The sequence below is a fragment of the Streptomyces sp. CNZ301 genome (assembly GCF_004217425.1).
This window is the reverse complement of sequence record NZ_SHLG01000001.1, coordinates 3,863,906-3,879,402: the sequence shown is the minus strand read 5'-3', so window position 1 is coordinate 3,879,402 and position 15,497 is coordinate 3,863,906. Positions and strand designations below refer to the sequence as shown.

Sequence of the window (15,497 nt, the reverse complement as noted above, 5' to 3'; positions counted from 1 at the left end):
GCGGACCGCTCCTCACAGCCCGGACCAGTCCGCAACTTGCGCAGACCCAACTACCCCCGGCTCCTCTCGCCACCTCCAACACGCCACGGAGTACCGCGACATGCACGAAACACGCCACGAAACACTCCTCGACCAGCAGCAGATGACCGACCACCCCAGCCGAAGCGCAGCAAGGTATCCCGTTGGACCGTCCAAGGGCCGGTCCAACGGGGTGGTCTCCGCCCCGGGGGTGGCGGGGACCTGCGGGCACCAGGGGGAGCCCGAGAACGACCCGCCCGCCGTTGCCGGCCCCGCCACAGCGCCACGTGCCGCCGAGGAAGCGGCCCTCTACCGCGTCGCACGCCGCCGCCCGTACGGCAAGGGACAGCGCACCCAGCGCGTCGACGCCCGCTACAGCACCGACGAGAAAGCCAAGATCCTCGCCAAAGCCCGGTCGTTGGGCATCACCGGCGCACACCTCGTCGGCGCCGCCGTCCTGGCCTACATCGATGGCGACCTGACACTGCCCGGCCAGCGCACCGCGATGGATGACTACATCGACGAACTGGCCGCCCTGCGCAAGCAGGTCGCGAGGATCGGCTGGAACGTCAACCAGATCGCCACACGGCTCAACTCCGGAGGCCATCCCCACCCTGGGGACACCGCTGTTCTCGAACGGACCGAGCACACCCTGACCGCTGTCGGCACCGCGACCACAAGCATCGACGACGCCGCGCACCGGGCCGTCACGCAGATGCGGCAGACCGCCGCGTGATCGCCAAGATCACACGCGGCAAGAACACCGCCTCACTGCTCGGCTACCTCTACGGCCCCGGCCGCGCCAACGAACACACCGACCCCCACCTGGTCGCCTCCTGGGACGGCTTCGCCCCCGACCCCGGCCGCACCGACGACTTCACCACCACCAAGAAGCAACTCGTCAACGCCCTGAACCTGCGCGTGCACCAGGCCGGCGACCGCGCACCCGAACAGCACGTATGGCACTGCTCAATACGGGCCGCACCCGAAGACCGCATCCTCAGCGACGAAGACTGGGCGGCCATCGCCCGCCGCATCGTCCACGCCACAGGCATCGCCCCCAACGGCGACCCCGACGGCTGCCGCTGGGCCGCCGTCCGCCACGCAGACGATCACATCCACATCGCCGCCACCACCGTCCGAGGCGACCTACGCCCCGCCCGCCACTGGAACGACTACCTCACCGCCGACCGCGAACTCGCCACCGTCGAAACCGACTACGGCCTGCGCCGCATCGCACGCGGCGACCGCACCGCCGCCAAGCGCCCCACCCGCGCCGAGAAGGAGAAATCCCGCCGCAGCGGCCACCAGCTCACCGCCCGCGAACGCCTCCGCACCATCGTCCGCACAGCCTTCTCCGCCGCCACCAGTACGGAGGAGTTCATCGGCCTTCTCACCGATACCGACGGCATCCTGATTGAGGTCCAGTACTTCCCCTCCGGAGACATCCGCGGCTACAAGGTCGCCCTCGACGGCGATACCAACGCCGCCGGCGAGCCTGTCTGGTTCTCCGGCTCCAAACTCGCCCCCGACCTCTCCCTCCCCAAGATCCACGAACGCCTCGCCAACACCACAGACGCCAGCAAGCAGGCCCGGCACAACATCAATCGTTGGCATGAAGCAGCTGCCGCGGCCGAAGAGATCCCTCAGCACCTCGACCAAGACGACGACGCGACCGCGCAAGCCCACATCTCCGCCCTCGGAGAAGCCCTCGACGCCTTCCCCCTCATTGCACCTACACCGCTCCGGGCCCAACTCCGCGCAGCCGCCAACGCATTCGAACGCGCCACCCGCTCCCGCATCCACGCCGAACAGCGCTCCGCACACGCCCTACGCACCGCCATACGAGCAATCCTCCGCGAACCCGCCACGACGGGTGACGGAACCGGACTCGCCATGCTCCTCGACGCCGCACTCCTTGCCGTTGCTGCCGCGATCCATTGGCATCAACTGCGCCAACACGACCAGCAAGTCGCCGCAGCCCGCCAAGCCCACACTCACCTCCAAGCTGCAAGCGACGAAGCGGCGGCTGCACCCCTTGCGGCACTGGCCCGCCGCACTCCGTCGAAACTCACCATGGATCGGCTGACCTTCCACATCAGGCAGACAGTCCCCGAGCAGGCTGCACAGGTACTCGCAGACCCGGCGTGCGACGCCCTCGCCGCCGCACTCGCCGAGGCCGAAGCCTCCGGCCACAATCCAGCACGGCTCCTCCGGCAAGCCGCAGGCCAACGGGTCCTTGACGATGCACGCTTCCCAGCACGGGTCCTGACGTGGCGCATACATCGCCTCACAGAGAGCGGCACATCCAGCGACGAGAACCGTGTCGCACCGGCCCTCGGCGCGGCCTCGCCTCATCCCCTCTCAACCACATCGAGGGGTGCGCAACGGGCCGCTCTTCAGCCCTCGCCCGGTCAGCGCCGCCGTTGAACGCGCTGGCCCAGCTTGGCGGCCCGGCAGCGAATCCCAGTGCAGGGCTGAGCTCTCCATCTGCCGGACTACTCCATGCCCCGATGACGTCCACGCCGCGAGATCCTCCTGCCCCTGCGTAGCCCCGGTCAGCATCCAAGCCTTGGCCGTGGCCACCGCATCCCCCGCGGTCAGCTGGCGAGCGCCCACGCCCTCGTACCTGTGCACGACAACCCTCGCCCCTTCAGCCGAGGGTGCGAGTCCGGTGCGGGGAGAGGTAGGCTTGAAGTCGGCCGCACGGGAGAGTTCTCGGTCACACTTGAATTCCCTCCGTGCGGCCACCTTCATGGTCGGACGACGTCCGCCTCCGCCGGTGTAATAGCCAGGCGAAGCGACGAGCACCGGGGCCCTAAGATGGCCTCGTGACCGATAAGACTCAGCGCCCCGCCAGCTCCCCTGAACTGCCGACTCAGTACGCGCCGGCCGAAGTAGAGGGGCCCCTGTACGAGGGCTGGGTAGAGCGCGGTTACTTCGAGGCCGACGCGAAGAGCGACAAGCCCGCGTACACAATCGTCATCCCGCCACCGAACGTCACCGGCTCACTACACCTGGGCCATGCCTTCGAGCACACGCTGATCGACGCCCTCACCCGCCGCAAGCGGATGCAGGGGTACGAGACGCTGTGGCAGCCCGGCATGGACCACGCAGGCATCGCCACGCAGAACGTCGTGGAACGTGAGCTCGCCAAGGAGGGCAAGTCCCGCCACGACTTGGGGCGTGAGGCCTTCGTCGAGCGCGTGTGGCAGTGGAAGGCCGAGTCCGGCGGCCAGATCGCAGGCCAGATGCGGCGGCTCGGCGCCGGCGTCGCTTGGAGCCGTGACCGCTTCACCATGGACGAGGGGCTCTCCAGGGCCGTCCAGACAGTCTTCAAGAAGATGTTCGACGACGGCCTGATCTACCAGGCCGAACGCATCATCAACTGGTGTCCACGCTGCCTGACCGCCATCTCGGACATCGAGGTGGACTATCAGGACGACGACGGCGAGTTGGTCTCGCTGAAGTACGGCGACGGTGACGAGACCGTGGTCGTTGCGACCACCCGTGCGGAGACGATGCTCGGCGACACCGCGGTCGCGGTCCACCCGGACGACGAGCGTTACAAGCACCTGGTCGGCAAGCGCATCACGTTGCCGTTGACCGGCCGCACGATCCCGGTCGTTGCCGATGCGCACGTGGACCCTGAGTTCGGCACGGGCGCGGTCAAGGTGACGCCGGCCCACGACCCGAACGACTTCGCCATCGGGCAGCGTCATGGGCTGGACTCGGTGGTGGTCCTGGACGAGCACGGCGTGATCACAGCTCACGGCCCCTTCGAGGGGCTGGACCGTTTCGAGGCTCGATCTGCGATTGTCGCCGCCCTCCGAGCGGACAGCCGGATCGTCGCCGAGAAGCGTCCGTACGTTCACTCCGTCGGTCACTGCTCGCGCTGCAAGACGACGCTTGAACCGCGGTTGTCCATGCAGTGGTGGGTCAAGGTTGAACCCCTCGCCCGCGCCGCCGGCGACGCGGTCCGCGACGGACGGGTTGACATCCACCCGTCCGACATGTCGCAGCGCTACTTCGACTGGGTCGACAACCTCAACGACTGGTGCATCTCACGCCAGTTGTGGTGGGGGCATCGGATTCCCGTCTGGCACGGCCCGAACGGCGAAACGGTCTGCGTCGGACCCGATGAACAGCCCCCGAGCGGCGAGGGATGGACCCAGGACACCGACGTCCTCGACACGTGGTTCTCCTCCGGCCTGTGGCCCTTCTCGACCCTCGGCTGGCCGGAGCAGTCAGAGGACCTGGAGCGGTTCTATCCGAACTCCGTCATGGTCACTGGCTATGACCTGATGTTCTTCTGGGTCGCCCGGATGATGATGTTCGGCCTGTACGCGATGGACGGCCAACCGCCGTTCCACACCATCGCCTTCCACGGCATGGTCCGCGACGAGTTCGGCAAGAAGATGTCGAAGTCATTTGGCAACACCGTGGACCCCCTGGACTGGATGAACGAATACGGCTCCGACGCCGTTCGCTTCACACTCGCCAAGGGCGCCAACCCCGGCACTGACGTCCCGATCGGCGAGGACTGGGTCCAGGCCTCCCGCAACTTCGCCAACAAGATCTGGAACGCGACCCGCTTCGCGCTCATGAACGGCGCCACCATCGAGGGCGAACTCCCGCCCGTCGAGCAACTGTCGGCGGCCGACCGCTGGATCTTGTCCCGGCTTAACAAGACCATCGCCCAGGTCGACGCCTACTACGAGGACTATCAGTTCGCGAAGTTGAGCGACGCCCTGTACCACTTCGCATGGGACGAGGTCTTCGACTGGTACGTCGAGCTGTCGAAGACGGCGTTCCTGGCGGGCGGAGACGAGGCGAGGGTGGCTGGCCGAGTCCTCGGCGAGGTCCTGGACGTGCTGCTGCGCCTCCTGCACCCGATCGTCCCGTTCGTCACCGAAGCCCTCTGGACGACACTGACCGGTGGTGAATCCCTCGTCATCGCAGGCTGGCCTACCGACTCCGGATTCCGCGATGAGGCCGCTGAGCGAGAGATCGAACTCGTCCAGCGTGTCGTCACCGAGGTCCGCCGCTTCCGCTCCGACCAAGGGCTGCAGCCCGGGCAGAGGGTGCCGGCCCGTCTGAGCCTGGAGGGCACGCCGCTCACCTCGCACGAGGCAGCGATGCGCCAACTGCTGCGTCTGCAGCCGGAGGGCGAGAACTTCACGGCTACCGCCTCGCTCCCGGTCGAGGGTGCACAGGTCGCGCTCGACCTCTCCGGCACGATCGATGTAGCCGCCGAACGGAAGCGCCTCACGAAGGACTTGGCCGCCGCAGAGAAAGAGAAGACCCAGGCAGAGGCCAAGCTTGGCAACGATGCTTTCTTGGCGAAGGCACCGGAAAACGTGGTCGAGAAAATCCGCACGCGGCTGGCGCAGGCCGAGAAGGACATCGCCCGCATCCAGGGACAACTGGACAACCTGCCGGCGGCGCAGGCGTAATCGTCGAGGCTGCACGCAGGCAGGAGGGCTCCAAGCAAACCGCGGTGTGAGCCCTCCTGCCTATGCTTCGACCATATGCGGCGCCGTGAGTTTGAGCCGTTCAATGCAGCCCCTCGCGAAGCAGCGAGGGTGCTGGTTACGGGATCCCCAACGCCTCATACGGGCTCGACAAGTTGAACTCCCTCTCGCGGGCCACGGCTTGGGCCTGTCGCAGGTCAAAGGCGGCCATGTGCATGAGGTCCTGGAGCCGTGTCGGCTTCTGGCCCAGCACGTCACGAGCGATCTCCTCGGCGCCGTCCTCCCTGCCTAGGCGGCTCCGGAAGAAGTCGAGATTCTGCTCCACAACCAAGCGGGTCATCTCGAACTCGGACACAGCCGCGTCCGAGACCCGGTCCCCACGTGAGTGAATGCGGTACTCGTAGTACGGCCCGGCAATGCAACCGATGGCGTTCGCTGCACCTCTCCGGAAGCGGCCTGCGAGGAGGTTCACGGCGAACGCCCAGTCACCCCACTTGAGAACCATCGGGTCGTACAGTCCCCCGTCTATGGCGTCTTCTCGTCGGTAGACGATGGAAGTTGGAACGTGGTGTTTGCGCAGCACCAACTCTTCTCGACAGGGGTACGAGGAGATCGTGAAGCCCTCGAAGGCGCCGAACATCCAGGACATCGTGTGTACGAAGGCCGTGTTGGCATCCGATCTGAGGATCTGAACAGCCCTGTCGGGATAGGAGCCATCCACGAGCAGCGATGGGTCGGTCGCTAGACGGTCATCGGAGTCGAGCTGCATGACGTACTCGAAGCGTGCGGCTTCGACGCCGGCGTTCCTGGCCACATGGTGCCCGCTGCGTTCCCCGAGCCGGATGACACTCACCCCAGGCCTTTCGCCGCAGAGGGCGATTGCTTCCAGCGTCGCTGCATCGTCAGATCCGTCGTCAACCAGCATGATCTCGAACGGCAGTTGAAGCGGCTGCGCGGCGAGCGACTGTACTGCCTCGCACAGATAGTCGCCGGAGTTGTAGCACGGAACGACGAAGCTGATGCCGACAGGTTCTGGTGGTCTCACTGCCTCACTCCCCGGTGCCCGAGTGGGCCGTGGCCCTCTGCCGCTTCGCCACAACGGTGGCGCGCAGCGCTTCGAGGTAGATGCGTCCCGTTCGGACGTCCCGCTCGGCATGTTCGTTCCAGAACAGAGACACTTCCCAGCCGCGATAGATCCGTTGGATGGCCTCTGCGAACGACTCCGGCGTGTAGCAAGCCTCGCCCTCGATGTGAATGGGGTCGCCATTGGCAGCTGTTCGGGAAATACTGGTGAAGACCTCCAGGTAGTGCACATTGAGAGACCGGGAATCGGCTACTGCGCGCAGAAGAAGGGCCTCGGTGTCCTGCCTCGATAGGTAGTGAAGTACATCCTTGGCTACGACAATCCCGAAGTCTCCAGCGAGTGGGTACTGCTCGATAAGGCACTCTTCCACTGCTATTCGGTCCGCTACCTCGCTGTGGTCCTTCAGGCGGCGACGAAACGGTTCGCTGGATACCTGATCCACCGCTGTCACCATGAACCCTGCTCTGGCTAAGGCCAGTGCGTATTCCCCGGCGCCATATCCGAGGTCGAGCGCCGTGCGGGGTGTCTCGACAGGAAGTGAATCCAACAGCCTGTTGAATCGCTCGCAGGTGGGCGCTCGTAGATTCTCTGCAGTGTTCTTTCCGCTACACAACACATCCGTATAGAAGGAGTAGAGCGAGGACTTAGAGTGCTCGATCAAGACAGCTCCTGTCCGGGGGAAGGCTTCGAATGCGACCGCGGCATCCCACGGTCCTAGAAGTCGGAGATCTCAACTGATTGACCAGGGGTATGCAGAGAGGAAGCCAGAGCTTCGGTAACCTTCATTGGCAGCAAGTGGGAGACGAGAGAACTCCTGCTCTCAGTTCCCTTCAACCAGTTGTTCATCAGGCGCCGATTGCTCTCACTGTGAAACAGCCCATCGAACGTCTCGACCGATGTGTACTGTTCGGTCGGCAGTAGGGAAGCATTGGCCCTGGTAGTCAATCGGGCGAACGCGTCGATGCTATCGGCGTCATCGCCTCGGGGAACGTCGTAGCAATGGACATGGGTGGAGTACAGGGTCGAGAGCTGTGCTTCCAGGTCAACGCTCGAAGTACGCCCGTTCTTGTTGTAGACATTTTTGGGTAGCTCGTCCCAGGCACGTATGGATGGCGTGGTTTGCTCGAAGGAGAGAGTGCCTACGGTCAGCGTGCGCCCCGATGCGTGGTCGACGAGCCGGAACGTTGCAGTGATGTCCGTCTCCCCGAAGCGGTGCGCTTCCTCCGTGGGACTCGTCCATCGGGGCAGATCGTCTCCAAACTCGGCTGCACTCGGTCGGGGTATCCGTAGATATTGATCGACTGGAAAAGTGCCGAACGAGCTCACCTCCAGCTTGAATTGACGGTCGGGAAACACGAGCTTGTTGAGCGACAGGAATTGCACGGCGAGGTCGACGTAGTGGTAGGCGCCGTGCATCATCATCCCGTAACCGTACTTGTAGGGATGATCATTGCGTGCTTCATACTCGCGTTGGAGATTCCAGACGCCGCCCGCGGCCCGCAAATGAAAGGACGTGAGTGGAGCCTTCCACTCAGTCATTCTTTCCCTGAGTGCCTCAATGACTCTCTCGTTGTAGATACCGTGGTATCTGCTCAAAGTCATTACGGAGTGCTGGGCTTGGCTGTGCGTGGACCGCCCAATGAGATCCTGCATGGTCTCAGTGATCCGTGAGGGCGCAAATCTGCCATTGATCATGGGTGCCAGGACGGGCTTTTCGACGAGAGAGTCAATTCCGTTGTCGACGCAATGACGTAGGTAAGCCTCATGCGCTCGTACCTCTGTCGCGATGTAGACTTTCGTCGGAAGTTCCCCTGCGCTGAGCTGGCGGATCGCCTTACCGATCACCTCCGGGCGATCCTGTTCGGCCAGGACTCGGCGACCTGAATCTCGAAGGTACACCACCTCGCGCGGCTGCAGATCTACCGCGCGTATTCTCTCCTCGACGGAAGATCGCTCTGATTCCAGATCAATGATTGAATAGGAATCAACGTAGCCAGCGTCCACAGCTGCCTTAACACAGGGCAAGTACTTGTTGGCGACGATCTCGTCGAAACCGGCGACGACCAGGTGATAATTTTTGGGCGTAGGGCGGCCGTCGGGTGTCGGGGAAACCGCGCGGCCGGACTCGTGCACCGCACCTGATTGGTTCAGCGGGCCCGTCTGATCTTGGGTAGACGCATTGAACGCCAGCGTCGATGTCGACCGGGGTGCCGCGGCTTTCATCTGTACTTCTCCGTCCCGAGTGCTGATCGGAAGCGTTCCGGGACTGACCGTACGTGGGTCGGTACACCGATGATCGACTATGGCCGGATTTCGGCCCCAGTTGGACATCGCTGGTGAGAGTAAGTCGTGCACCCAAGGGGCCAGCCTGCGGCTGCGTAGCTGGTCAACGCCGCCACACGTACCAGGTTGCCGCGTCAGGCATCGCAGTTCAGGGCGCCGCGGCGACTGGCTCGGCGCTGATGCCACTCACCGCAGGCTCATTGATTCCGTTGACCGGAGGTGCGCAATCGGCCAGGCCTTCTCACCATCGAGACCAGTTGGGACGCGGGGACCGGCTTGAAGTCGTGGACGGTGCAGACGGCTTCTCGTCGGAGTGACATCCTGGGAGCGCACAGGCGTGAAAGGGAGTTGGCTCATGCGGTGGACGGTTCATGGTGAGCGCCAGATTTACAGCAACCCGTGGGTCAACCTCTGGCTGGTGGACGTTCAGCAGCCAGACGGTCGGCGGTGGGAGCACCATGTCGTGAAGCTGCGTCATCTCGCCGTCGCGGCGGTGGTGGACGAGCAAAGGCGGGTGCTGATGATGTGGCGCCACCGGTTCATCACGGACACCTGGAGCTGGGAGCTGCCAATGGGCCTGATCGAGGCCGATGAGACTCCTGAGCAGGCCGCCGCCCGGGAAGTGGAGGAGGAGACCGGATGGCGCGTGGAGGGTGTGAAGCCGCTGATCTACGCTCAACCGGCAAACGGGATCACCGACTCCGAGCACCATGTCTTCCGCGCCAATGCTGCCGAGTACGCGGGGCCGCCCACGGAGCTGAATGAGTCCGACCGGATCGAGTGGGTGCCGATCTCAGAGATCCGAGGCATGATCGACCGCCGGGAAGTGGTCAGCAGCGGCAGTCTGGTGGGGCTGCTGTACCTGCTCCTCGACGAAGCCAGCAGTGCAGCCAATTAGCCGAGGACTTCCCGCATCCGCTGTTCGAAAGCGATGACCGGGGCGGCGCGTGCGTGTGCTGCGAGGCGCTGGTGGAACTCGTGGACGTGGCTGGTGACCCGCGGTGAGTCGAGGGATGCGTTCAAGTCCAGGGCGAGGCCGGCGCTGTGGCAGGCCGCGTCAAGTCGGCCTTGCTGGAGTTGGGCTGTGGCCAGCCAGTAGGCGTGGAAGGCACGGCCTCGTTGCTGCGCGGTTGTCTCGCGTCGGAGGCCTTCGGCAATGAGCGGTTCGGCGCGTTGTGCTTCACCCAGCTTGGCGAGGGCGATGCCGGTGTCGACGATGAGTTTCGTCTCGTCGAAGTAGCGGACCCACGCAGGTGCTTCGGCCTCGTGTCCTCGTGCCTGTTCGTAGGCATCTCGTGAGCGGTCGATGGCCTCATGACAGGCCGGTGCGTCGCGCAGCGTGGCGTGCGCGAAGGCTTCGCGCATGTGCAGCATCGACATCACCAGCGGTTGATCTCCTGCGGTGCGCGCGGAGTCCTGGGCTTTGCAGGCCAGCGCTACGGCATCGGTGGCCTGTCCGTCGTAGGTCGCCTGGAGACTCATGCAGGACAGGACGTTAGCCATGAACAGGTGGTCGTTCTGACCGTGCGAGAGCCGCAAGGCTTGGGTGAAGTGGGTGCGGGCGGTGCTGTACTGGCGAGCGTCGAAGCATGCCCAGCCGGCGAGACGGGCCAACTCTGCGGCGAGCGACTGAAGGTCGTGCCGCAGGGCGCCGTCTGCGCTGTGCATGAGCTGGGTCACGTATCGCAGGTGTCCCACGACTGCCGGCCGGAGTGAGGCTCCGCCGTGTTCGTCGTCCCGGCGCCAGTAGTCCTCGACCGAGGACTGCAGGGCATGGAGCGTCGAGCGTGTGACCTTGCCGTCCGCCAGTGTGAGCAATTCATCGAGGTCGCTGCGGATCTCTGGCTTGGGGTCGTTGTCGTCGGTTGGTGGGAGTTCCTGCGGCGTTGGCTTGGGGGCCGGCTGCCTGTTCTCTGGCGGGGAGGGGATTTCCCAGGGGCGGTGGGCGAGTCCGAGCAGTGCTCCGGGGATGCGCAGTCCGTCGGCGACTCGTTCGATGACGTCGATGTGGGCGAGCCCGCGCCGACCGGCCATGATCTCCCCGACGCGGCTGGGCGTCATCCCGCACATGACAGCGATGCGGGACGGGTAGATGCCGGCCTTCACCTTCACGAGGCGAAACACCTGCGTGAAGTCGCGCTGCTGGCACGCGCGTTGCCACTCCGGGCTTGCCAGCAGCTCCGGCGGGAGCCCCTGATGTGGCTGTGGTCCGGACACGTGCGCTCTCCTGCCGCGTCGGCGGTGGCGTCTGGCGGTTGGTCAGCCGTGAGGCATGTTACCCACGTTGGGTAACCATCATGGCCTGATCCGGTGATGGCCTCTCGCGGTGAGCTGTCCCTCCAAGCCGCCCGCGACGAGGGGACGCGATGAACGCAATGGCCACGCCCGATCAACGAACCGCCGAGACATGGCGCATGCAGTTCAGCTCCACGGCTCGCTGCGTGCCTCTGGTGCGGCGTCAGGTGGAGATGAACCTCGATCACTGGATGTACGCGCAGGAGGACACCGGCCGAATCCTCTTGGTCGCCTGCGAATTGGCGACCAACGCCGTGCAGCATGGCCATGTCCCCGGGCATCTCTTCGAAGTCGCCCTGACCTCGAACTCACGCTCCTGCCTGATCGAGGTATCCGACGCCAGCCCCCGCACACCGAAGGCCCTTCTTCCCACGGCCGAGGACGAGCACGGCCGCGGCCTGCACCTCGTCTCAGCCCTGTCCGCACAGATGGGACACGAGCGGCGCCGGCCGCTCGGCAAGACAGTTTGGGCCCGCCTCCTGCGCGCACCCCAGGAGCAGCGGTGAGCTGGCAGCACACGACATCACCACGGGAACCCAGCCGCCATTCAGCCGAGTCGCCAACACGCCAGAACGCAACCGCGCCTGAACGACACCGAGACCGGGCGACCTTGATGCAGCGCATCGGCCGTTACGCCGGAGTCCTCTTCATCATCGGCATCAGCGCCTCGTGCGGCCTCGTTGTTGGCCTGGCCGTCGCTGCCACCCCCAGTCCCTAGGCCAGTCCGTCCAGGCGCGAGCCGACGCCAATCGGGCCCGCTCAACGTGCCTCCACGGAGCCGACCCTTCTTGCTGCGGCCGCTGTACGGCTTTTACCCGGCTCAACAAGTGACCTACGCCGCATCCCGAGCAGTCTCAACGGCTTTCGCGGCCCATTCGCATCGCCGCCTGATAAGCGCACGGACCGAACGTGCCAGGGCGCGCATCACACCCAGCCCGCCTACCCGAACGAGGCATTCACGTGATTCAGCACCGCGCCTTGGAGAGCATCAACGACACGGTTCCGGTCAGAGTGATCACGGACCGGACTCTCCGAGTCAAGGTCATCGACTCCTGTGGGATGACCTGCACCTTCTGCCACAACGAAGGCACCCCGGTCAGCACCGACAACCGGGATGCAGGGAATGGTGCCTTCCTCGGCGCAGGCCGCTCCGGACGCGTCTCCATCTACGCGGCCACCAACGGTGCAGGTTTCCTCAGCGCCCCGGTCTTCCCCGATGAGACCTTCCGTGCCGCCCTGGAGCGGCTCCGGGATGCTCTCGAGCTGGGGGAAGTACACCTGACCGGCGGTGAACCGACGCTGCACCCTCGCCTGCCCGAGATCGTGGCCACCGCGAAAGCTGCCGGCTACGACGTGAGCGTCACCTCGAACGGCGAAAACGGCACCCGCACCCTCCCTGGTTGCGCCGCGGCGGGCCTCGATCACGTCAACTTCTCCGTTTTCGGCACGACCCCGGAAGAGCTCGCGCAAGTGCAGCATGCCCGCTACCGAACCACGACCCTCGCGCAACGCAAGATCACACAGCTTGACGAGTCCATCCAGCAAGCCATCGAACTCGGCATCGATGCCCGAGCCAACCTGGTGCTGCCAAACCACCATCACATACCGCGGGTCCACCGCCTTCTGGCCAAGTACGGCTCCTCCTTGGCCATCCGGATCCTCTCCTCACTCGCGGACGGCAATGAGTCCCTGGACGCCATCGACCTCCTCCTGGACCAACTCGACGCCGAACTCCAGGAAGTCCGCCTCATTGCCGGCACCTCCGGCTTCCGCATGACCTACCGGATGCCCAACGGCCGAAAACTCACCGTCAAGCACATACGCCCCCTCAGACTGCCGGACACCTGCTCCAACTGCCGCTTTAACAACGGCACTGACTGCGAGGAGGGCTACTACGGTCTGCGCCTCTACCGCGACACTCAAGGCACCTTCCAGGTCGGCGTCTGCATCCAGCGCATGGACCTCTGCCAGCCCGTGGAAGAGTTCGTAGCCGGCGACGCGCGCCACGAGGTCGCCCGCGTACGCCACGACGACCTCCGCAACTTGACCGCCTAGAACCACGATCACCAGGAGCACACAGGCATGGCCCAGCACGAGTACGAGGCGAAGTTCCTCAACATCGACACCAACACGGTCCGCGATCAACTCCGCGCCCTCGGCGCCCAACAAGCCTTCGACAGGACTCTGTTCACGCGATTGATCTTCGAGAACGACGCTGTCCAGGGTGAGCAGTGGCTCCGACTCCGAGATGAGGGTGGCAAGTCCACACTGACCCTCAAGCAGGTCAGTGACGCCACGACCATCAATGGCACCACCGAGATCGAAATCGAGGTCGACGATCTGGACAAGACCGCCGAACTCCTCAAGGCCACCGGGCTCCGCCAAGTCCGGTACCAGCAGAACTACCGCGAAGAATGGCAGCTCGGCGACATCACCTACGACCTCGACACGTGGCCAGACCTGCCCACCTTCATCGAGATCGAAGGCCCCTCTGAAGAGGCCGTCCGCAAGGCAGTGGCGGACCTCGGCTTCGACTACGAACAGGCCCGCTACGGCAGCATCGACCTCATCTACAAAAGCGAGCAAGGCCGAGACATCCTCGCCCAACCCACCCTGACGTTCGGTCAGTAACTGTGCCGTCCATCTTGTCCCGAGGAGAACCAACTTGCTCGACCGGTGATCGGAGGTCGGTCCGGGAGGCGTCCGGCCCACGGTCTTGACGGCTGGGGTGACTCTTCACCAGTGCGTGGCCCCTCCTTTGCTGCCTGAGAAGCCCCGCTCCGTGAGCAGGGAAGCACTACTCCTGCTCACGGCTGAGATTCCAACTCGCCAGCCTGCTTCACGCTGAGAGCATCCGCGTCGGCAAGTCCCAAGGCCTGGAGCAGCCCGGTTACTTATCGGCCGCGAAAGCAATGGGACTTCGTATTCGTACACCAGGGCGTACCCGTCGTCGCCTTTGAGGAGACGGTGCTTGGCGGGCCCTCGTACAGCAACAACTACAACAACCGGGTCGTGGCAGCACGTGGCAGCGAGGTGGACCTTCGTCGTTGAAGGACCTCGGGCTCCCCCTCCCCGCTGAAGCCCTCACAGCTCGCGGGAGTACGCCGAACTGAAGGCCCCTTGCCTCCAGATGCCTTCCGGGTGAAAGGGCCTACGGCTCACTCGCCAAGCATGGCCTTGACCAGCTTGATTCGGCCTTCGATGGCCACCTGCAATGCTCGCGCGGTCGCCGTCGGCAGAGGCTCCTTATAGGTGATGCTGCCGTCCTCCGCCCTCTGGGTGGTGATGAACCACCCGATGTCATAGACGTTCTCGCCCACGAAGCGGCTGATCATCTCTTGGTAGCGCTGGGTGTACGACATCCCCTTGAAGGCAGGATCCGTGTCAAACAGGGCGTGAGACTGCCTGTTCGGCTTCTCGGTTTCTTCCGTCTCCTCAAGGACGAAGACGTAGCCAAGCCATGGCGGTACGGCGCCGAAGGGGCCGTTCTTCTTCTGGGCAACCGTCAGGTCAGTGGCACTACCCAGCGCTTCCTCGAAGCGGTTGCTGAAGTTCTTCCCCACACTACCGACCTGCGATTTGAACTCCAGGGCGGCGACAAGGACTCCCTTGTAGAGGACGACCAGATCCCACTGCTTGCGGACGCGGTAGTACCCCGGCAGGTACGGCTTTCCTGTTCGAATGTCTTCCGAGGGGATGCCGCAGTCGAGGAAGATCTCCCTCACGGCGTGCTCGAAGCCCTTGATGTGGCCGTTGCCCCGAGCCTCTCCGCCGGCCTTCCCGCCATCCTTCTGGCGTTTCCTCTGCTCATCCCGCTTGGCCCAGAAGTACTTGAGGGCTTGCTGAATCACCTCGGGCTTCAAGTCACCCATCCTCGTTGCTCGGCGTTGCCACAGGCTCGAACTCACGAACCTCTGTCGGCCCAAGTCTGAGTGGTGGGACTGACAGTCGTCCCACCGGGCACCGAGACAACTGCACCCTGCGCCCATCTCTACAGAGCGAACGGCGAGTTGGAGCATCCCTGGTGCAGCCCGCCGACCTCCGTCGACTCCATCCACACGGTGGCTCCGCATCAAGCGGCACAGAGAGCGATCAAAGGCCCGCATTTTAGCGGGAGTTGCCTCCCATCGCACTCAAACTGTCGAAGCTAGACTGCACTTCGTTCGTCCCCGCTAGCTTGTATCAAGCAGCCACCCCCGATGGGTGGTCGCTCCACGAGCCGGAAGTCCAACTGCCCTCGCTCGCCCGCTGTGACGCGCCTGGACAGCTCTGGTGCACGCCTCTGTGGGGGCGGCGTTCGCGTCGTCAATCCAACCCTCGCGCCTCCCGGCGTGACGACGACG

General features: G+C 64.6%; 13 protein-coding genes. 8 read left to right on the top strand and 5 right to left on the bottom strand.

The window, feature by feature from the left end; translation table 11 throughout:
- Positions 1-100: 100 nt before the first annotated feature.
- From EV375_RS16715 to EV375_RS16705, 3 genes are all read left to right on the top strand, one after another.
- Positions 101-754: a MobC domain-containing protein gene (locus EV375_RS16715; RefSeq protein ID WP_130300138.1), complete on the top strand. Its 654-nt coding sequence runs from the start codon at positions 101-103 to the stop codon at positions 752-754.
- Entirely contained in the window at positions 751-2,448 is a 1,698-nt protein-coding gene (locus tag EV375_RS16710; protein ID WP_130300137.1) for a mobilization protein, read from the top strand. Before EV375_RS16715 ends, EV375_RS16710 begins: the two co-directional genes overlap by 4 nt.
- A 401-nt stretch (positions 2,449-2,849) precedes the next feature.
- On the top strand, positions 2,850-5,474 hold the full coding sequence (locus EV375_RS16705; protein ID WP_130300136.1) for a valine--tRNA ligase: 2,625 nt from the start codon (positions 2,850-2,852) through the stop codon (positions 5,472-5,474).
- A 136-nt stretch (positions 5,475-5,610) separates the two neighbouring features.
- Here the strand turns inward: EV375_RS16705 and EV375_RS16700 are convergent, their stop codons facing one another.
- Genes EV375_RS16700 through EV375_RS16690 form a run of 3 tightly spaced genes read right to left on the bottom strand, consistent with a single transcriptional unit; the run spans position 5,611 to position 8,799 of the window.
- A complete protein-coding gene (locus EV375_RS16700) occupies positions 5,611-6,537 on the bottom strand; it encodes a glycosyltransferase family 2 protein (RefSeq protein WP_165434752.1) in 927 nt (308 codons plus the stop codon).
- A 4-nt stretch (positions 6,538-6,541) separates the two neighbouring features.
- Positions 6,542-7,237, bottom strand: coding sequence for a class I SAM-dependent methyltransferase (locus EV375_RS16695; protein ID WP_130300134.1), 696 nt, complete (start codon positions 7,235-7,237; stop codon positions 6,542-6,544).
- Positions 7,238-7,290: 53 nt separating this feature from the next.
- The gene (locus tag EV375_RS16690; protein WP_130300133.1) at positions 7,291-8,799 is read right to left on the bottom strand and encodes a Gfo/Idh/MocA family oxidoreductase; all 1,509 of its coding nucleotides are present in this window, start codon (positions 8,797-8,799) and stop codon (positions 7,291-7,293) included.
- Between the two features lie 415 nt (positions 8,800-9,214).
- Between EV375_RS16690 and EV375_RS16685 the strand changes: the two genes are divergently transcribed.
- A complete protein-coding gene (locus tag EV375_RS16685) occupies positions 9,215-9,757 on the top strand; it encodes an NUDIX hydrolase (protein WP_130300132.1) in 543 nt (180 codons plus the stop codon).
- On the opposite strand, the gene EV375_RS16680 is transcribed toward EV375_RS16685, so the two are convergent.
- On the bottom strand, positions 9,754-11,076 hold the full coding sequence (locus EV375_RS16680; protein WP_165434751.1) for a helix-turn-helix domain-containing protein: 1,323 nt from the start codon (positions 11,074-11,076) through the stop codon (positions 9,754-9,756). The genes EV375_RS16685 and EV375_RS16680 overlap by 4 nt on opposite strands.
- Before the next feature lie 149 nt (positions 11,077-11,225).
- On the opposite strand from EV375_RS16680, the gene EV375_RS16675 reads away from it, so the two are divergent.
- The 4 genes from EV375_RS16675 to EV375_RS16655 all read left to right on the top strand — a co-directional run bounded on the left by EV375_RS16675 (position 11,226) and on the right by EV375_RS16655 (position 14,205).
- On the top strand, positions 11,226-11,660 hold the full coding sequence (locus tag EV375_RS16675) for an ATP-binding protein (RefSeq protein WP_130300130.1): 435 nt from the start codon (positions 11,226-11,228) through the stop codon (positions 11,658-11,660).
- 454 nt (positions 11,661-12,114) lie between these two features.
- A complete protein-coding gene (locus EV375_RS16665) occupies positions 12,115-13,209 on the top strand; it encodes a radical SAM protein (RefSeq protein ID WP_130300128.1) in 1,095 nt (364 codons plus the stop codon).
- A 27-nt stretch (positions 13,210-13,236) separates the two neighbouring features.
- The gene (locus tag EV375_RS16660) at positions 13,237-13,785 is read left to right on the top strand and encodes a class IV adenylate cyclase (RefSeq protein ID WP_130300127.1); all 549 of its coding nucleotides are present in this window, start codon (positions 13,237-13,239) and stop codon (positions 13,783-13,785) included.
- 213 nt (positions 13,786-13,998) lie between these two features.
- A complete protein-coding gene (locus tag EV375_RS16655; RefSeq protein ID WP_486588744.1) occupies positions 13,999-14,205 on the top strand; it encodes a PaeR7I family type II restriction endonuclease in 207 nt (68 codons plus the stop codon).
- A gap of 107 nt (positions 14,206-14,312) precedes the next feature.
- On the opposite strand, the gene EV375_RS16650 is transcribed toward EV375_RS16655, so the two are convergent.
- Positions 14,313-15,026, bottom strand: coding sequence for a PaeR7I family type II restriction endonuclease (locus EV375_RS16650; protein WP_165434750.1), 714 nt, complete (start codon positions 15,024-15,026; stop codon positions 14,313-14,315).
- Positions 15,027-15,497: the final 471 nt, after the last annotated feature.